Source organism: Acidovorax sp. SUPP3434, assembly GCF_030159015.1.
GTDB lineage: Bacteria > Pseudomonadota > Gammaproteobacteria > Burkholderiales > Burkholderiaceae_C > Paracidovorax.
Map to the genome: position 1 here is coordinate 304,914 of NZ_BQXL01000002.1, position 18,913 is coordinate 323,826.

Here is an 18,913-nt window from a genome sequence, read left to right on the forward strand (position 1 = left end):
GATGCCTGCCCGGCCAACCTTCAGCAAGCCCCTGTCACCAAGCCGTCTCTTGACCCTGCAGCGCACGCCGGGCCATCAGGAAGGTGGCTGCATTCCAGCTCTGCCCGGCCATACCGAGCGGCGCCAGCGTGCGGCCGTGGAACCACTCGGTGAAGCGCCAATTGTCGAGTTCGTTCGTGCGCGCCAGCTTGACCAGTTCGGCCCAGCCTTCTGCTTGCAGGCCCACCTTCGTCAATGCCATGACCCAGAATGCACCGACAAAGGGCCAGATACCTCCGTTGTGGTATTGGTGCGCAAGGTTCTGTCGATGCCGTCCCATGTAGGCTCGCCAGAGATCGTGCTGTTCCGACAGGGGATGCAGCACCACCCGCACCGGATAAGGATCGCTGGCCCGCGCGGCCCCGATCGCGTTCGTGATGCTGTGCGACATGGCCTCGTCGGCCAGGCCGCATTGGATGGCCAGCAAATTGCCGAACACATCGCCCTCGTCCCCCACGACCGCCAGATTCACGAAGCTCAGATAGAGCCCACGATCCCGACGGCCACGGCGCGCGTAGTGCTGGAGCAGGCGGGCGCGGTGGTACTGGTGAAGATCGCGCTGGAACGGATTGAAGAGATGGTTGAAATGGTGCTGCGTCTCGTCCGCATGGCACAGCGCGAAACGGCGCTTGACGTCGAACCACAGTGCATTGGTATAGAGCACATATCCCGAGCGCGGCATGATGTCCGCCCAGTCGCTTGCCTCGTTCTGCTGCAACAGTCGAAAGTGCTGGTGCTCTTGCGCCAGCAGCCATCCGAGCGCGCGGTCGACTTCGCTGGCCCAGTGGTCGGTCCCCACCTCGCCGTGCCGTCGCACGTGGTCCACCGCGATCAACCACCACAACGTGGCGTCGATGCAGCCCAGGTACCAAAAGTCCGCATCATGGCCTTCCGGGTCCACATACTTTGGGATCTGCCCGTTGGGAGCCTGCTTCGCCGCCAGCGCATCCAGGCTGGCCACCGCGCCTTGTTCGAGGGCCGGCACCCCGCTGCCGCACATGGCCATCACGCAAATGGCCGCATCCCGCCCGAAGATGCGCGTGTAGCGTCGCGCCTCCGCAGCTGCGGTGCGGCTTGCCGCCAAAATGCCATGCTGGGTGAGATTGCTCTCCAGCAGCGTCAGCGCAGCTTCCGAGCAGGTGTCAATCAAGGCGAGCGAGGACGTATCAAGGGTATGGTCGGACATGGGCAGTTCAGATGCCAAAGTGAACGATGCGTGGATTTTGCCGATCGTGGCGAGCGCTGACCATTTCTCCTTTTGTGCAGCACCTCGCTGGCAAATCAACGGTAACGACAACCCATCCTATGCCAAACCAATCGAAGCGGGCGAATAACCACGATGGATTCGTTCTTGTGCGCGGCGCACGGGAGCACAACCTGAAGAATGTGGATGTCGAGATTCCCCGCAATGCCATCGTGGTGTTCACGGGCGTCTCGGGCTCCGGTAAGTCTTCGCTGGCTTTCGGCACCATCTATGCGGAGGCGCAGCGCCGGTATTTTGAGTCGGTGGCGCCCTATGCGCGTCGTTTGATCGATCAGGTGGGCGTGCCTCAGGTCGATGCCATCGAGGGTTTGCCGCCCGCTGTGGCCCTGCAGCAGCAACGGGGCACGCCCACCGCACGATCATCCGTGGGCAGCGTGACCACTATTTCCAGCCTGGTGCGCATGCTGTACTCCCGCGCTGGAACTTACCCACTCCGGCAGCCCATGCTGTACGCGGAAGACTTTTCGCCCAACACCCCACAGGGCGCTTGTCCGCACTGCCACGGCTTGGGCCGCATCTACGAGGTGACCGAGGCCTCGATGGTGCCCGACGATTCACTCACCCTGCGCGAGCGGGCTGTGGCGGCTTGGCCCAGCGCCTGGCAAGGGCAGAACCTGCGCGATATCCTGACCACGCTGGGGCACGACATTGATGTGCCTTGGCGAGATCTGCCGCGCAAGACGCGAGACTGGATTCTCTTCACCGACGAGCAGCCGACAGTCCCTGTGTACGCAGGCTTCACGATGGAAGAGGTACGCCGGGCGCGACGCGCCAAGCAGCAGCCTAGCTACATGGGCACCTTCACCGGCGCTCGCCGCTACGTGATGCAGACTTTCGCCACCAGCCAGAGCGCCATGATGAAGCGCAAGGTGGCCCAGTTCATGGTGGGCACGCCCTGTCCCGTGTGCCATGGAAAACGTCTCAAGCCGGAGGCCTTGTCCGTCACTTTTTGCGGGCTGGACATCGGCGACCTCACGCACCTGTCCCTGTCCGCATTGGCCGATGTACTTGGCCCGGTGGCCGAGGGTGTGCCATTCATTGGGCCCTCGAAAACTGCGGGCGCCAGTTTGTCGAAAGCGGCTCGCATGCGTGCGGCCGCAACGCGCGAAGCGGCAGGAGCGTCGGGCCACGCGGGCGCGCCCGACATCCGCCGTACGCCCAACCTGTCGGCGGAAAAGCAATTGGCCGCTCAGCGCATTGCGCAGGAGCTACTGGGCCGTGTTCGGGCGTTGACGGACCTCGGACTGGGCTATCTGTCGCTCGACCGCGCCACCCCCACCCTGTCGCCTGGCGAGTTGCAGCGGTTGCGCTTGGCGACCCAGCTCGCATCGCAACTCTTCGGGGTCGTTTACGTGCTGGACGAGCCTTCTGCCGGCCTGCATCCCGCCGACAGCGAATCGTTGCTCACGGCGCTGGAGCGTCTGAAAGCCGCCGGCAACTCCATCTTCGTGGTGGAACACGACATCGCCACCATGCGCCGTGCCGACTGGCTGGTGGATGTGGGGCCGGACGCCGGAGAACAGGGAGGCCAGGTGCTCTACAGTGGCCCGCCGCAAGGATTGGCCGGCGTGCTGCAATCCCAGACACGCCGGTATCTGTTCGCAGACGTTGCACGTGATCGCCGCGTCCAGCGAACACCGCAAGCCTGGCTGACATTGGAGGGTGTGCATCGCCACAATTTGCGTGGGGTGGATGCGGCTTTCCCCATCGGCTGCCTGACTGCCGTAACCGGTGTTTCAGGGTCAGGCAAGTCGAGTCTGGTCAGCCAAGCGCTCCTGGAACTGGTCAGCGCCCATCTGGGGCAGCCCATGCCGGCGCCCGAGGGCGGTGGCATGCCGGAGGGGCCGCCCGATACGGCTGCCGGCGATGATGATCCGGGTGCTACTCTTGAGCTGAGTGGGGCCATTCCCACCGTGGGCCGACTGGGTGGTGCAACCGATCAGGTGCGCAGGCTGGTGCGGGTGGATCAGAAACCCATTGGACGTACACCCCGCTCCAATTTGGCCACTTACACGGGCCTTTTCGATGCCGTGCGAAAGTTGTTTGCGGCCACACCTGCTGCACTAAAGAAACGGTACGACGCAGGTCGTTTTTCGTTCAATGTTGCGAAAGGGCGGTGTCCCACCTGCGAGGGCGAAGGCTTCGTCAGCGTGGAGTTGCTCTTTCTGCCCAGTGTCTATGCGCCTTGCCCCACTTGTCACGGAACACGCTATAACCCCCAGACATTGGCCATTACCTGGAACGGACTGTCGATTGCAGACGTGCTGGCACTTACCGTGGACGCAGCATGCGAAACCTTCGTGGACGAACCTAGTGTGTTCCGGTCTTTGCAAGTCCTGCGCGACATCGGTCTCGGCTACCTGCGCCTTGGCCAGCCCGCCACGGAACTGTCGGGTGGCGAAGCACAACGCATCAAGCTCGCCACCGAATTGCAGCGCACGCAACGCGGGCACACGCTGTATGTGCTGGACGAGCCGACCACCGGTTTGCATCCGGCCGATGTGGACCGCCTGCTGTCCCAGTTGGATGTTCTCGTGCAGTCAGGCAACACGGTGGTAGTGGTTGAGCACGACATGCATTTCGTCGCCTCCAGCGATTGGGTGATCGACATCGGTCCGGGGGCAGGGGCCCAGGGCGGGCGCATCGTGGCGAGCGGGACTCCGGCGGAGGTGGCACGCTGCGCAGAGTCTCGCACCGCCGCCTATCTGAAAGCGGTGTTGGGAGCGATCACAACTGAAGCCTAAGCCCAGCAGGAACCCATGGAGCTACGGCAGAATGGACCGCCCTGCTTAACCGCGTGATGGGGTGTTTGTGCTACCTGTCGTCTTGCGAGACTGGTATTTTTTCCAGAGATAGCCAGCGACAGCCATGAGAATCATTTTTCGCATCTGAAGACTCCGTTTGATGAAGTCCAGAGCTTCCTTGGGTTGTCAGTCGCGCCTTGTAGGAAGTCCGGGCGAGGCCATGTCGTCTTCTGCGGAATGCCCTGATCCTTGTCCGAAGGGGTGACAGAGGGGTTGGGCTTGCCGAGCCCATTCGCGGCAGCAGAGTGAGCGCGCTGGCTGGGGGCTTCCCATCAACGCTGCTGCGCTGAATCCAGCAGCCAGCTCCTAAAGGTCTGCAGGGTCGGTGATTGCACCGACTCTTCCGGATAAACCAGATAGTAGCCCTTGGGGCTGCGCCATGTGCGCGAAGACAGGCGCACAAGCCGCGTGGCCTGCACCATGTCGTCGGCCATGTAGTCCGGCAGCAAGACCACGCCCAGGCCCGCCACAGCGGCATTCAGTGCCATGGACATGATCTCAAAGCGGGGGCCGGCGCGGCCGGGGTCAGCGTCGATTTGCTCTGCCAGAAACCACTGCTCCCACGCATCCGGCAGTGTGTGGTGATGCAGCAGCCCCGAACCGGGCGTTGCTGCCCCGATCTGCGCGCCGTGGCGCGCCACCCAGGCGGGGGCGGCATAGGGTGCGAGGTCCAGTGCCGCCACGAAGTCGCAGCACAGGCCGGCGCGCTGGCCATCGCCGAATTCCAGGGAAGCATCGATGGTGCCAGTCTTGAAGTCGGTGGGGCCCACGCGTGTGCTCAAGCTCAGCGCAATTTCTCCATGCGCCCGGGTGAATGCAGGCAGACGGGGGATGAGCCAATACGCACCGATCGAAGCGCCCACCGACAAAGCCAACCCGCCGCCGCGCCCTTTGAACGCCATCACATTGACCGTCGCCCGCTCCAGGCGCTGAAGCAATGGCGCGATCTCCTCGAGGTAGTAGCGTCCGGCATCGGTGGTGATCAGCGATTCGCGCCGCCGAACGAACAGACGCACGTCAAGCCGTGATTCCAAGGCCTGTATCTGCCGGCTCACCGCGCCCTGGGTGAGGTGCAATTCCTGGGCTGCGGCAGTGAACGAGCCGAGGCGCGCGCTGGCCTCCAGGCATAGCAGGGACATGGTGGATGGAGCACGGTACATGAAGGGAAACCATGAGCAATGCACATGCCGGCAGCAAGATGCACCGGGAAGGGGTCAAAGATCACCGCAATAGTGCATGAGAAAAAGACATGGTATCCCCAGCAAACATGGTTTGTGCCAAGCCAGATCGATTTCTAGCATTCATGCGGTTGAATCCAACGAACTGAAGGAATGCACCGATGAACGCTCCGCTCCGCCCCGCATCCCTGTCGCGCCGCCGCTGGCTGCAGACGGTCTCTCTCACCCCCTCCGTCGCACTGTTGCCGGATTCGACCCGGGCGGCGCCAGGGTATCCCGATCATCCCATTCGCCTGGTCGTGCCATCGGCCGCAGGCGGTTCTCCGGATGCCGTCTGCCGCATCCTGACGAACGAGTTGCCCAAAGCACTGGGCCAGCCCTTCGTGGTGGACAACAAGCCCGGTGCCAGCGGCAACATCGGCATGGCCGACGTGTTTCGTGCCCCTGCAGACGGCTATACGCTGGGCTATGCCAACGTGGGCACCCTGGCCATCAACAAGGCCCTGTATTCCAAGCTTCCTTACGACCCTGACGCTCTGGTTTCCATCGGTTTGATCGGCTTCGTGCAGAACGCGCTGGTGGTGCGCAAAGACCTGCCCGTGCAGAGCGTGAAGGACCTCATCGCGCTTGCGCGCGCCAAGCCCGGGGAGTTGACGGTGGCTTCGGGCGACAGCGGTACCACGGGGCACCTGAGCGGCGAGTTGTTCAAGGCATCGACCCAGGTGTCGATGACGCACATCCCCTACAAGGGCAGCCCGCAGGCCATCACTGACCTGATGGGCGGCGTGGTGGACCTGATGTTCGACAACCTCAGCTCCATTCTTCCGCACATCCAGTCGGGCCGGGTGCGCGTGCTGGCCGTGACAGGCGCCGCGCGCAGTCCGCAACTGCCGCAGTTGCCCACCGTGGCAGAGGCCGGCGTGCAGGGTTACGAGACCGTAGGCTGGGGTGGCATCGTCGCCCCGCCTGGCACGCCCAGCGCGATTGCCGCCCAGCTCAACAAGGCCCTCAATGACGCTCTTCGCCTGCCCCCCGTGCAAGAGAAATACGCGGCCCTCGGCTTCGAACTGACGCCTGGTCCTCCAGAGCGCCTGATCGAGCGGGCGCGAAAGGAATCACCAATGTGGGCAGACGTCGTCAAGCGCTCTGGTGCCCAGGTGGGGTGAGGCAGGCCATGTTGGATCTCCTCATTTTCGGAGGCACCGTCGTGGACGGCAGCGGAGCGGCTCGTCGGCAGGCCGACGTCGGCATTGCAGGCGGGCGCATTCTCGCCGTGGGCGACCTCTCAGCGCAGCCTGCCCGCCAACGCCACGACGCTGTCGGGCGCATCGTGTGCCCAGGCTTCATCGACGTCCATACCCATGATGATCGGTTGTTGCTCACATCACCGGCCGGTCCCCATCCCAAGCTCACGCAAGGCGTGACCACAGTGGTCACCGGAAATTGCGGGATCAGCCTGGCGCCGCTTCTGAGCAATGAGACACCGCCAGCACCACTGGACCTGCTTGGCGCGGACGACTGGCGGTATGACCGGTTCGGTGACTACCTCGATGCACTGGAGGCCGCGGGGCCGGCGCTGAACGCGGCATGCCTGGTGGGGCACTCCACTTTGCGGGTGCGCCACGTGCCGGACCTGCGCCGACCGGCCACCGCGCCCGAAGCTGAGCGCATGGCCAGGGATCTGGCTGACGCATTGGATTCGGGCGCTTTCGGCCTGTCCACCGGGCTCTACTACCCTCCCGCCCGGGCCGCCACGGCAGAAGAGGTGATTGCGGTGGGCGCCCCGCTTTCGGCGGCGCAGGGCCTGATCACGATGCATATTCGCGACGAGGCCGATGCCATTGATGATGCATTGCGCGAAGCCTTGCACATTGGCCAGGCGCTGGGGGTGAGCACTGTGCTGTCGCATCACAAGTTGATTGGCCAACGCAACCATGGGCGCTCGGTGAACACCTTGGCCATGGTGGACACTGCCGCGCTGTCGCAGCCCGTTTGCATGGACTGCTATCCCTACAACGCTTCGTCCACCATGCTGCTGGCCAGCCGCGTCGGGCAGTCCCGAGAGGTCTTGGTGACTTGGTCTGTTGGCGACCCATCGGCGGCTGGGAAATCGCTGTTTGCACTGGCGCGTGAACGGGGCTGTTCTCCCGAATCCTTGGTGGAGCCTTTGTCTCCCGCCGGCGCGGTGTACTTTGCCATGCATGAAGACGATGTGCGCCGCATCCTCGGACACCCTTTGACGATGGTCGGCTCGGACGGACTGGCCCACGATGCGGTGCCGCATCCTCGTCTGTGGGGAACATTCCCCCGGGTTCTGGGGCATTACGCGCGCGACCAGCGCCTGTTCTCCCTCGAAACGGCGGTGCACAAGATGACCGGGTTGAGCGCGCGCCGCTTCGGGCTGCGCGACCGGGGGTTGGTCGCCCAGGACCATGCGGCGGACATCGTGGTGTTCGATGAGACGTGCATCGCGGACCGTGCCACGTTCGAACAGCCCACCGCTCCCAGCGCAGGCATCGATGCAGTGTTCATCAATGGCCAATTGGCATGTGCACATGGCCATACCGTCAATGCGCATGCCGGTCAGGTGTTGCGGCGACAGCGCTCGTTCTGATTCCCGACGCTAGGAGGTCACGCTTTGGCGGGCATGCCAGACGCATCTGGGCGATCTGTCGGCCGAAGCCGAGATGGCGAGGCGACGTTGCCTCATTGTTGGCCGAAGTGCTTTTGTCGATCTGGCTGGGCAAGTTTCCTATTTCTATCAAAGTGCCAAGAGGTGAATAAATCAGCTTCTTCAGTAATTTACTTCTGTTGAGGGATTATGAAAAGTTTTCCTCTAGTTGTTGATAAAAAAGTCTTTGTAGGTATGTAAATCAAGGATCTCAAATATTTATCGATACTGCATGTAAAAAATACTTTGGGTTTTGAAGCATTGATTGCGCGCAGAAGGGAATCTGCCTACTTCTTGGGAGCGCTGATGGACTATGTTCAGGTTCGGGGTGACCAAACGAATGGTGATTGCTCATCATCTTTTTCTATTGGTAATTATTTTTTGTGGAATTGCTGCTGAGTGTTTTATTCATTGTTTGAATAATAAGGGTAAACCCTTGTATTGCGAGAGCGCTTCCCTAATAGACTTTTTGAAAATAAATGTGTCGGCTCAGAATAAACAGCCGTAATGGTTAGGGAAGAGAGGGATTCATGTCATTGAATCAATGGGGAGGGCGCACGCCGCGCACGGGTGTGATTTGGAAGGCGTGTCATTGCATGCGCCTCCAAGTTGCTGAGGGGCTCGGCCTGCGCCTGCGGGCGTGTGCCGAAGCAAGCGACGCCGAGCACCAAAGGGTATTCCCACCAGCGGGCCCGGGCAGGGCTTGTCCTTGTACCGCCTACCAGCGCCTCCATGCGCGCAAACGCTTTCGTTACTTCGGTGCATTTGCTGCGCGGATGCCTTCTGCGCCACGCCTCTGCAATGCGCCACTGCTCCGTCATGCGGCAGGGCACAGGCCGGATGGCCTGGGCATTCATCCGGTTTCAGAAGCAACGGTGAAGATCTTTCTCCCCGTGATCTCTACCGTCGACTGAGTGCGCAGGCGCGGCCTCCAAGGCCGTGCGATGCCTGCACTTCCATACCCTGCCATTCCTGGCCGGGCAGATCTGTCCCAGGCTCGTCCGAGCCTGCCAGTACCGATTTCAAGAGCGACATACGTCCGTGCCCGTACAGGTGCGGATGTTGAATTTCGTCCATACGACAGGGAGAATTGCATGAGCACGGTCGATCAATCCGGTGGTTCCATCCAACTCATGGCAGGCCAGATGGCCATGTGGCTGGGGGCTCAGTTCGCTTCGGCAGACACCAACTTCAACTTGGCCGAGGCCATCGACATCGAGGGAGACATCGATCCCGCACTGTTCGCCGAGGCTGTGCGCCGAGTCACCCACGAAGCCGAGGCCACGCGGCTCCACTTCGTCGATGCGGGGCAAGGCCCGAGGCAGGTGCTTGCACCGACCTTCACTGGGGACCTTCCTTTCCTCGATTTCAGTGGCGAGGCCGACCCGATGGCTGCGGCGCAGGCTTGGATGCAGGCCGATTTCAGCCATCGGGCGGAACTGGCATCAGGGCAGCTTTGGCTCTGCGCGCTCATCCGGCTCGCACCAGGAAAGCATGTTTGCTATCAGCGCAGCCACCATATCTTGCTGGATGGTTTCGGTGGTGGCCTGGTGGCACGGCGCATTGCGGATCTCTATACGGCGCTGGCGCAGGGGAGCGTCGTTCCTGAAGCTTCGCGACTTGCGCCGATGGCACAGTTGGCCGAAGAGGAGCGCGCCTACCGTGAATCCGGTCGGTTTCCGAGAGACCGCCAATACTGGATGGAGCGCTTTGCTGACGTGCCGGAACCTTTGACCCTGGCGTCGCGCCAGTCGGTGAACATCGGCGGCCTCCTGCGCCAGACCGTGCACCTGCCGGCTGCCAGCGTTCAAGCGCTGCAGGCCATCGGTCAGGCCTGGGGAAGCACGCTGCCTCAGATCCTGATCGCCACGACAGCCGCTTACCTCTACCGCGCGACGGGGGTGGAAGACATGGTGATCGGCATCCCGGTCACTGCGCGGCACAACGAGCGCATGCGGCGGGTGCCTGCCATGGTGGCGAATGCATTGCCACTGCGCCTGTCGATGCGCCCTGACCTGCAATTCCATGAACTCGTTCGCGAAGTGGGGCGGCAGATGCGCCAGATCCTGCGACACCAGTGCTACCGGTACGAGACCCTGCGCGGTGATTTGAATCTTCTGCTGAATCATCGACAACTCTTCACGACAGTCGTCAATGTGGAGCCTTTCGACTACGACTTCCGTTTTGCGGGGCACGCGGCCAAACCACGCAATCTTTCCAATGGAACGGCAGAGGATCTGGGTATCTTTCTTTACGAGCGCGGCAACGGCCAAGATCTGCAGATCGATTTCGATGCGAATCCCGCGCTGTACACCGCACAGACGTTGGCCGAGCACCAGCGGCGGCTGCTGACGCTCATGGCGGCAGTGATCGAGCGGCCGGATCAGGCCATCGGCTGCATCGAACTGCTGGGCGTCCAGGAGCGCCAACAGGTGCTGGTGGGCTGGAACGATACCGAGCACGCGGTGCCCGACACTCACCTTTCCACCTGCATCGAAGCCGGCTTGCTGGCCGATCCCCAAGCCATTGCCTTGCGGTTCGAGGACCAGGCGCTGAGCCGTGGTGAACTGGACCAAAGGGCGAATCGGCTGGCGCACCTGCTGCGTGCGCGTGGTGCGGGGCCGGAGCGCGTTGTGGCGATCGCCGTGCCGCGGTCGCTGGATCTCATGGTCGCTTTGCTGGCCATTCTGAAAACCGGGGCGGCCTACTTGCCGGTCGATCCGGATTTTCCAGCAGATCGCATTGCCTACATGCTCGGCGATGCCCGGCCGGTATGCCTAGTCACTACGCAGGCGCTGGCGCAGACATTGCCCGCGCCGGTGTCGTTCGTGCTGCTCGACGGCCCGGAAACCATCGACGAACTGGGCAGCCATCCCGAGACCCGTCCCGAGCCGCTGAGAACGCTCGATACCGCGCAGCCGGCCTATGTAATCTACACGTCTGGATCGACCGGAAATCCGAAAGGGGTCGCCGTCTCGCACCGCGCCATCGTCAACCGGCTCCGGTGGATGCAGGACCAGTATGGCCTGCAAGCCGATGACCGCGTGTTGCAGAAGACCCCCTCCAGCTTCGATGTTTCGGTGTGGGAATTCTTCTGGCCCCTGATCGACGGCGCCACGCTGGTGCTTGCCAAGCCGGGTGGGCATAAGGATGCAGCGTACTTGGCCGAGCTCATCGTTCGCGAAGGCATCACCACCTTGCATTTCGTGCCCTCGATGCTGGAGGTCTTCCTGCTGGATCCGGCCGCCTCCGCCTGTTCCAGCCTTCGGCGAGTGATTTGCAGCGGCGAGGCGCTGTCGTCTGCGCTGGCGCGCAAATTTCACCAGCAGTTGGGGTGCGAACTGCACAACTTGTACGGCCCTACGGAGGCGGCTGTCGATGTGACCGCATGGGCCTGCCCAAGCACGCCGCTAGTGCTAGTGGAGCCGGGGGCGGAGGGCGTGCCCATTGGCCGCCCCATCTGGAACACGCAAATGGTGGTGCTGGACAGTGGCCTGCAGCCCGTGCCCGTGGGGATGACGGGCGAGTTGTACATCGCGGGAACGGGCCTGGCGCGAGGCTACCTGGGTCGCCCGGTGCTGAGCGCAGAGCGCTTCGTGGCCAATCCTCATGGCGGGCTGGGCAGCCGCATGTACCGCACGGGCGATCTGGCGCGCTGGCGCGCTGACGGCAGCCTGGACTTCCTGGGCCGAGCCGACCATCAGGTGAAGATCCGCGGCCTGCGCATCGAACCGGGAGAGATCGAGTCGGCATTGCTGCAGCACCCTTTGGTCGCGCAGGCGACGGTGATTGCCCGTGAGGATGTGGCAGGCGAAAAGCGCCTGGTGGCCTATGTGGTGTCCGCCGGTGAAGGCGAGCTTGCCCCCGGTGAGCTGCGCAGCCATCTGGCGCTGTCTCTGCCTGAGTACATGGTGCCTTCGGCCTTCGTTCAACTGGCGGCCTTGCCGCTCGGTCCGAGTGGCAAGCTCGACCGAAAGGCTCTGCCTGCACCCGAAGTGCAGAGCGCCGTTGCCTATGCGGCACCGCGCACACCAACGGAAAAGGCACTTGCGGACCTGTGGGCCGAGACACTGCATTTGCCCCGTGTCGGCATTCACGACAACTTCTTCGAGTTGGGCGGGCATTCTCTGATGATCGTGCAGTTGATCTCGATGATCCGGCAGCAGTTCATGATCGATCTTCCCCTGGACACCCTGTTCCAGGTCTCCACCATTGCGGGGCTGGCGGAGCGGCTGGACCAGGAGGCGGTAGCGCGGCCGCGCCTGGCACCGATGCCCCGCCCGGAGCGGATTCCGCTGTCGTCCGCACAACGTCGCTTATGGCTCATGAACCAGCTGGACGGCGCCAATCCGGCCTACAACATGCCCCTGGCGTTGCGCCTGTCCGGCCTGCTCGATCGCGTGGCGCTGCACGTCGCCCTGGGTGATCTGGTGCAGCGCCATGAGAGTTTGCGCACGATCTACCCGCATGAGGCGGGACTGCCATACCAGCAGATCCTCGATGGTGCCGAAGCCCACCCACCCGTGATCGAGGCGGAGGCCTGCGAAGACGATTTGACTGCGCAGTTGCACGCGGCGGCCTGCCACGCCTTCGACCTGTGCCATTCGATGCCTTTGCGGGTCTCGCTGTTCCGGCTGGCCGAGGACGAGCATGTGCTGTTGCTGCTCACCCACCACATCGCAGGCGATGGTGCTTCGCTGCTGCCATTGGCGCGGGACCTGAGCGTGGCCTACGCCGCGCGTTGCAGCGGCCAGACTCCGGATTGGGAGCCGCTGCCGCTCCAGTACGCCGACTATGCGCTGTGGCAGCAGGCAATGCTGGGCAGCGAAGACGATCCCGACAGCCTGGCCGGCTGGCAGCGCGGGTTCTGGCATGACGCGTTGCGCGACCTGCCTGAGCAAATGGCATTGCCTGTGGACCGTCCGCGCCCCCTGGTGCCCAGCCACCGTGGCGACGTGGTCCCACTGCACATACCGGCTGCGGTCCATGAACGCATGCTGCAGTTGGCCCGAGATGGGCAAGCCAGCCTATTCATGGTGCTGCAGGCTGCCCTGGCCGGGTTGCTGAGCCGCCTGGGGGCGGGCGACGACATCGTGATCGGCAGCCCGGTCGCGGGGCGCAGCGATCATGCCCTCGATGGGCTGATCGGCTGTTTCGTGAACACGCTCGTTTTGCGTACCGATATGTCGGGCCAGCCCGGGTTTCGCGAACTGATTGCGCGTGTGCGCGCCACCAATCTGGCGGCCTACGCGAACCAGGATTTTCCTTACGACCGCCTGGTGGAACTGCTGCGGCCGGGGCGCTCGCGGTCCAATCTGCCGCTGTTTCAGGTCATGCTGGGATTTCAGAACAGTAGCCGGCTGTCATTCAGCCTTCCGGGGCTGTCGATCACGCCGCAGCCTGTGGCCGTCGACACCGCCAAATTCGACCTGTCTTTCATCCTGACGGAGCAACGCCGTCACGATGGCCTTCCGGGCGGGATCTCCGGCGGCATTCAATACAGCACCGATCTGTTCGACAGGACCACGGTGGAGTCTCTGGCGGCCCGGCTGGCGCACTGGCTGGAACAGGCGTGCGACACACCGGACGAGGCGCTGGGCCGCATCGACATCCTGCATCCCGAGGAGCGCCGCCGCTTGCTGCGGGAGTGGAGCGGCTCCGAACGACCTTTGGCCACCAAGACTATTGCCTCCATGGTGGAGGGCCACGTCAGCCGGCGTCCGCACGCACCTGCGGTGGTTCTGGATGACACCACGGTCAGCTATGGCGAGCTCGACACACGGGCCAACCGCCTGGCCCACCTGCTGCAGGCACGGGGCGTGGCTGCGGGGGCCATCGTCGCGACGGTGCTGCCGCGCTCGCTCGATCTGGTCGTGGCGCACCTGGCCATCGTCAAGGCTGGGGCGGCTTACCTGCCCCTCGATCCGAACCATCTGGCAGGACGCAGTGCGTTGGTCTTCCAAGAGGCCGCTCCCACCGCCGTCCTTACGCACGAAGCGCTGCTGCCGAGGCTGAGCGAGGTGGCCCATTGCATGGCGCTTGACAGCGACCTGACGGTTGCGGCCCTGGCGATCCAGTCGGACAGCCGTCCAGGCGGTTCGGGCGGAGCGCGACACCAGGATGGCCCCCACGCACAGGAGGCGGCATACCTCATCTACACGTCGGGCTCCACCGGGACACCGAAGGGCGTCGTGGTGCCGCATGCAGGCCTTCACAGCCTGGCCGCTTCCATGGCGGAGCGGATGGAGATCGGCCCGGATTCCCGCGTGCTGCAGTTTTCCTCCAGTGGTTTCGATGCTTCGGTGATGGACCTGCTGATGGCCTTTCACGTCGGTGCGGCGCTGGTGGTGCCCGGGCCTGCGCCATGGCTGGGGCAGGATCTGGCGCAGGGGTTGGTTCGCCAATCGATCAGCCATGCCCTGATTCCACCTGCCGCGCTGGCCTCGGTGCCGTCCGGCGAATTCCCAGCGCTTCGAACGCTGGTGGTCGGCGGCGATGTGTGTCCTCCCGCGCTCGCCGCGCAGTGGTCGCCAGGTCGCCGCATGATCAATGCCTACGGCCCGACGGAGATCACGATCTGCGCGAGCCTGAGCGAGCCCATGCAGGCCGGGACCGTGCCATCGATCGGACAACCGATCTGCAATACGCACATGTATGTGCTGGACGGAAACCTCCAGCCGGTGCCCGCGGGCGTGGCCGGCGAGTTGTACGTCGCAGGTGCTGGCCTGGCACGGGGCTACCTGGGGCGCCCGGCGCTGAGCGCTGAGCGCTTCGTGGCCAATCCGCATGGCGGGCCGGGCAGCCGCATGTACCGCACGGGTGATCTGGCGCGCTGGCGTGCCGATGGCAGCCTGGACTTCCTGGGCCGTGCCGACCAGCAGGTGAAGATCCGCGGCCTGCGCATCGAGCCGGGAGAGATCGAGTCGGCATTGCTGAAGCACCCTCTGGTGGCGCGAGCAGCCGTGATTGCCCGCGAAGACGTGGAAGGCGAAAAGCGCTTGGTGGCCTATGTGGTGGCCGCTGGTGAGGGCGAGCTTGCCCCCGGCGACCTGCGCAGCCATCTGGCGCTGTCGCTGCCCGAGTACATGGTGCCTTCGGTTTTCGTTCAACTGGCGGTATTGCCGCTCAACTCGAGTGGCAAGCTCGACCGGAAGGCACTGCCCGTGCCTCAGGCGCCAGGCGACCAGCCCTACGCCGCGCCACGCACCGACACGGAATCGCTTTGGCCGCGCTGTGGGCTGAGATCCTGCATTTGCCGCGGGTGGGTATTCATGACAACTTCTTCGAAATCGGTGGTCATTCGCTGATGGCGATCCAACTGGGTATGCGGATCCGGGACCAGATCCACCCTGATTTCCCGCATGCCGAGGTTTACAACCGCCCGTCGATCGCGCAATTGGCCCAATGGATCGACCAGGCCGGCGATGACGGCGCAGCCCTGGATCTGGCGCGCGAGATCCATTTGCCGGAGCACATCCAGGGCCAGGCCGCCGCACCCAGCCTGGTGCCGGCGCGCGTTTTTCTCACCGGGGCCAGCGGATTCGTTGGAAGCCATCTGCTGGCTGCGCTGTTGCGTGACACCTCGGCTTGCGTGGTCTGCCATGTCCGGGCTGCCGACGAGGCGCAGGGGCGGCAGCGCTTGCAGCGCACCATGGCCGAGCGGCAACTGGGCGCCCTCTGGGACGATGCGCGAATCCAGGTGGTCACCGGCGATCTGGGTGCACCGCGGCTGGGGTTGGATGACGCCGCCGTGCAACAGGTCCGCGATGGCTGCGACGCCATTTACCACTGTGCCGCGCAAGTGGACTTTCTGCATCCGTATGCCAGCCTGAAGGGCCCCAATGTGGACAGCGTGGTCACGTTGCTCGAATGGACTTCGGAAGGGCGGCCCAAGACCCTGCATTACGTCTCGACGCTGGCCGTGATTGGCCAGAACGAAGACGGTGGCACGGTCACGGAGCGTTCGGCGCTGCCTTCCTGGAACGGCCTGGTGGACGGCTACAGCCAGAGCAAGTGGGTCGCCGACGCATTGGCCCGGGAAGCGCAGGCGCGGGGAATGCCGGTGGCCATCTACCGGCTCGGTGCCGTGACCGGTGACCACGATCACGCGATTTGCAATGCCGCTGACCTGATCTGGCGGGTGGCACACCTGTATGCGGACCTGCAGTCCATCCCCGACATGGACTTGCCTCTGAACATGACCCCGGTGGACGATGTGGCGCGGGCCATCCTGGGTCTGGCTGCCCGGGCATCTTCCTGGGGGCAGGTGTATCACCTGATGAGTCCGGCGCCGCTGCGGGTGCGGGACATTCCTCCGGTGTTCGAGCGTCTCGGCCTGCACCTGGAACCGTTGGCGCTGGAGTCCTGGCTGCGGCGTGCCCATGTGCGGCTGGCAGAGGGCCAGGACCGCGATTTGGCTGCCGTGCTGGCGATCCTGGACCGCTACGACGCATCGGCCACGCCACCGAAGGTGTGCGGCGCGGCGACGCACGCGCAGCTCGAATCCATCGGCGCGGCGATCCGGCCGGTGAGTCGCGATCTGCTGCACCGCTATTTCGTCGATCTGGGTATCGACGCCAAGGCACACCGTGCCCTGGAAACCAGCATTTCATGAACGAAGGAGGAAACCATGGCACGTTATCTCATTGCAGCGACCGCCTTGCCGGGACATGTGTTGCCCATGCTGGCCATCGCCCAGCATCTGGTGCGCCAGGGACACGAGGTGCAGGTGCACACTGCCGGCCACTTCAGGGAACAGGCCTTGGCCACTGGCGCGTCCTTTACCGCATTCGATCCGTCGATTGATTTCGAGCACCAGGAGCTGGACCGGCGGTTTCCGCAACGTCTGCAACAGCCCTCCGCCCATGCGCAACTGTGCTTTGGACTGAAGCACTTCTTCGCCGACGCGATGGCACCCCAGTTGGCGGGGTTGCGGCGCATCCTGGCGCATTTCGATGCCGATGCCATTTTGGTGGACACGATGTTTTGCGGCACGTTTCCGCTGCTGCTGGGACCGAGGGAGGAGCGGCCCGCCATCGTTGCCATCGGCATTTCGGCGCTGGCGTTGTCCAGCCAGGACACTGCCTTTTTTGGCACGGCGCTACCGCCTTCGTCCACGGCCGAAGGTCGCATTCGCAACCAAGCCATGAACCGCAATCTTCAGCAGGCCATGTTCGGCGACGTGCAACGCCATTTCAATGGCGAACTGGCACGCTTGGGGGCGCAGGCACTGCCTCGCTTTTTCATCGATGCGATGGTGACGCTGCCGGATCTGTACCTCCAACTGACGTCGGCATCTTTCGAGTATCCGCGCAGCGACCTGCCTGGCTCCGTCCGGTTCGTGGGGCCACTGCTGGCACCGTCACGTGCCGACTTCAACCCACCCGACTGGTGGCCAGAACTGGATGACGGCCGGTCCGTCGTGTTGGTCACGCAGGGCACGCTGGCCAATCAGAACCCTGCGCAGTTGATCGGGCCCACCGTGCAGGCGCTGGCCAGGTTCGATGACATCCAGGTGATTGCCACCACGGGCGGACCGGTGCCCCCGGGCCTCAGCGCAGCGATGCTTCCCGCCAACGCCCGTGTGGTGCCATTTCTGCCCTATGACCGTCTGTTGCCCAAGGTGCATGCCATGGTCACCAATGGTGGATATGGATCGGTCAACCACGCGCTCAGCCTGGGCGTGCCGCTGGCCGTGGCGGGCGCGACCGAAGAGAAGCCGGAAATTGCCGCGCGCGTCGCCTGGTCAGGCGCCGGCATCAACCTGGCCACCGGGCAGCCCAGCGCGCGACAGATCGGCGATGCAGTGCGCAAGCTGCTGGACAACCCTTCCTACCGGCAGCGCGCCCGAGCGCTGCGACTGGATTTCGCGCGCCACCACGCGCTGACCGAGATCGCATCGGCCCTGGCGGCACTGCGTGAAACATCCTCCGCCATCGCGGAATTTGCATGACCTTCAAGGAGATCTGACATGAGCAACCCATTCGACGACGAAAACGGCCACTTTCTGGTGCTGACCAATCCTGAAGGCCAACACTCGCTATGGCCCGCGTTTCTCGATGTGCCCGCTGGCTGGGAGGTGGCCTTGCCTGCTTCCGAAAGAACCGCTTGCCGTGCGTACATCGAGGCCCACTGGATGGATATGCGGCCCCGTTCACTGGTTGCCGCCATGGGCGGCTGACCGCCAGTGAAGGGTGGATCGTCCCCTCGGCGTCAGGCGCATGCCGGCACGCCGCAGTACGGTCTGTACGGGGATTCAACGAATTTTTTCTGCAAGCTTTGAAACGGCCCATGTAACGGGCTGCCCACCCGTCGCATGGTGCGTGGCCTGCGCAGCCAGGTATGCGTGTACATCGAAGAGTTCGGTGCCCTCCCAGCGCTGCTCTGCATGCATCGCCACGCTGCCTGCTTGAGCACGCTCTGCCACATCAGGGCATAACTGGCCCAACACCCGCGGGAATGCTCGGCAGTATCCCTTGGCGACGCCAGCGAGTTCAGCCAACTGCCGATACCCGATGCGCTTTCCAGCCGGTATGCGTCGCACGATGTGGGCGATGCGGTCCTTCCAATCGTTGCTCATGGGGGGAATCGGTGCAGGTCCCTGGCAGATCGCATCGCCTACCCGCAGCACGCCGCCTTGCAACACCCGCGCCAGCGCGCCGCGGCGGCCCTTCAAAGCCTTGACGACGCCTGGCTTGCGCTGCTCCAGGCGGGCGCAGGGCTCGCACTGAAAGGTGATCCACAGCACCACTTCCGGGCCGATCTTCAACAGGGAGCCGGAGGGAAGGCCTGCCGTAGGCCAATCGATGAGCAGGTTTTCGCGCAGTGTGAGCGATGGCATTTGGAGATCGCGATACACATCGGTCCCAGCCAGCAGGACTTGGCGTGGCGAAAGCCGTTGGGCATGCCGGTCGCCAAGCAATCCCTGATCGGCCATGGCAGTGGCTTCAGGGACGGA

Annotated in this window: 10 protein-coding genes; 7 read left to right on the forward strand and 3 right to left on the reverse strand. The window is 63.8% G+C overall.

Annotated features, from left to right (window positions below; translation table 11 throughout):
- Positions 1-34: 34 nt before the first annotated feature.
- Entirely contained in the window at positions 35-1,225 is a 1,191-nt protein-coding gene (locus AVKW3434_RS05225; protein ID WP_284402989.1) for an amylo-alpha-1,6-glucosidase, read from the reverse strand.
- 119 nt (positions 1,226-1,344) lie between these two features.
- Between AVKW3434_RS05225 and AVKW3434_RS05230 the strand changes: the two genes are divergently transcribed.
- Complete coding sequence (locus tag AVKW3434_RS05230) at positions 1,345-4,047, forward strand: excinuclease ABC subunit UvrA (protein WP_284405007.1); 2,703 nt, start codon at positions 1,345-1,347, stop codon at positions 4,045-4,047.
- 332 nt (positions 4,048-4,379) lie between these two features.
- On the opposite strand, the gene AVKW3434_RS05235 is transcribed toward AVKW3434_RS05230, so the two are convergent.
- The gene (locus AVKW3434_RS05235; RefSeq protein WP_284405008.1) at positions 4,380-5,267 is read right to left on the reverse strand and encodes a LysR substrate-binding domain-containing protein; all 888 of its coding nucleotides are present in this window, start codon (positions 5,265-5,267) and stop codon (positions 4,380-4,382) included.
- Between the two features lie 179 nt (positions 5,268-5,446).
- Here AVKW3434_RS05235 and AVKW3434_RS05240 point away from each other — a divergent pair, with 179 nt between their 5' ends.
- The 6 genes from AVKW3434_RS05240 (at position 5,447) to AVKW3434_RS05265 (ending at position 18,136) form a co-directional block, all read left to right on the forward strand.
- Positions 5,447-6,451, forward strand: coding sequence for a Bug family tripartite tricarboxylate transporter substrate binding protein (locus AVKW3434_RS05240; RefSeq protein ID WP_284405009.1), 1,005 nt, complete (start codon positions 5,447-5,449; stop codon positions 6,449-6,451).
- An 8-nt stretch (positions 6,452-6,459) separates the two neighbouring features.
- Entirely contained in the window at positions 6,460-7,899 is a 1,440-nt protein-coding gene (locus AVKW3434_RS05245; RefSeq protein ID WP_284405010.1) for an N-acyl-D-amino-acid deacylase family protein, read from the forward strand.
- A gap of 1,151 nt (positions 7,900-9,050) precedes the next feature.
- Entirely contained in the window at positions 9,051-15,263 is a 6,213-nt protein-coding gene (locus AVKW3434_RS05250) for a non-ribosomal peptide synthetase (protein ID WP_284405011.1), read from the forward strand.
- The gene (locus tag AVKW3434_RS05255; protein ID WP_284405012.1) at positions 15,179-16,570 is read left to right on the forward strand and encodes an SDR family oxidoreductase; all 1,392 of its coding nucleotides are present in this window, start codon (positions 15,179-15,181) and stop codon (positions 16,568-16,570) included. Before AVKW3434_RS05250 ends, AVKW3434_RS05255 begins: the two co-directional genes overlap by 85 nt.
- 15 nt (positions 16,571-16,585) lie before the next feature.
- Entirely contained in the window at positions 16,586-17,908 is a 1,323-nt protein-coding gene (locus AVKW3434_RS05260; protein ID WP_284405013.1) for a glycosyltransferase, read from the forward strand.
- A gap of 18 nt (positions 17,909-17,926) precedes the next feature.
- The gene (locus AVKW3434_RS05265) at positions 17,927-18,136 is read left to right on the forward strand and encodes an MbtH family protein (RefSeq protein ID WP_284396325.1); all 210 of its coding nucleotides are present in this window, start codon (positions 17,927-17,929) and stop codon (positions 18,134-18,136) included.
- A 75-nt stretch (positions 18,137-18,211) separates the two neighbouring features.
- Here AVKW3434_RS05265 and AVKW3434_RS05270 read toward each other — a convergent pair whose 3' ends face one another.
- A complete protein-coding gene (locus AVKW3434_RS05270; protein WP_284405014.1) occupies positions 18,212-18,892 on the reverse strand; it encodes an MOSC domain-containing protein in 681 nt (226 codons plus the stop codon).
- Positions 18,893-18,913: the final 21 nt, after the last annotated feature.

Coding starts and splice junctions, on each gene's coding strand:
- AVKW3434_RS05225 (WP_284402989.1), bottom strand. CDS start 1,225: ATGTCCGACCATACCCTTGATACGTCCTCGCTCGCCTTGATTGACACC.
- AVKW3434_RS05230 (WP_284405007.1), top strand. CDS start 1,345: ATGCCAAACCAATCGAAGCGGGCGAATAACCACGATGGATTCGTTCTT.
- AVKW3434_RS05235 (WP_284405008.1), bottom strand. CDS start 5,267: ATGTACCGTGCTCCATCCACCATGTCCCTGCTATGCCTGGAGGCCAGC.
- AVKW3434_RS05240 (WP_284405009.1), top strand. CDS start 5,447: ATGAACGCTCCGCTCCGCCCCGCATCCCTGTCGCGCCGCCGCTGGCTG.
- AVKW3434_RS05245 (WP_284405010.1), top strand. CDS start 6,460: ATGTTGGATCTCCTCATTTTCGGAGGCACCGTCGTGGACGGCAGCGGA.
- AVKW3434_RS05250 (WP_284405011.1), top strand. CDS start 9,051: ATGAGCACGGTCGATCAATCCGGTGGTTCCATCCAACTCATGGCAGGC.
- AVKW3434_RS05260 (WP_284405013.1), top strand. CDS start 16,586: ATGGCACGTTATCTCATTGCAGCGACCGCCTTGCCGGGACATGTGTTG.
- AVKW3434_RS05265 (WP_284396325.1), top strand. CDS start 17,927: ATGAGCAACCCATTCGACGACGAAAACGGCCACTTTCTGGTGCTGACC.
- AVKW3434_RS05270 (WP_284405014.1), bottom strand. CDS start 18,892: ATGGCCGATCAGGGATTGCTTGGCGACCGGCATGCCCAACGGCTTTCG.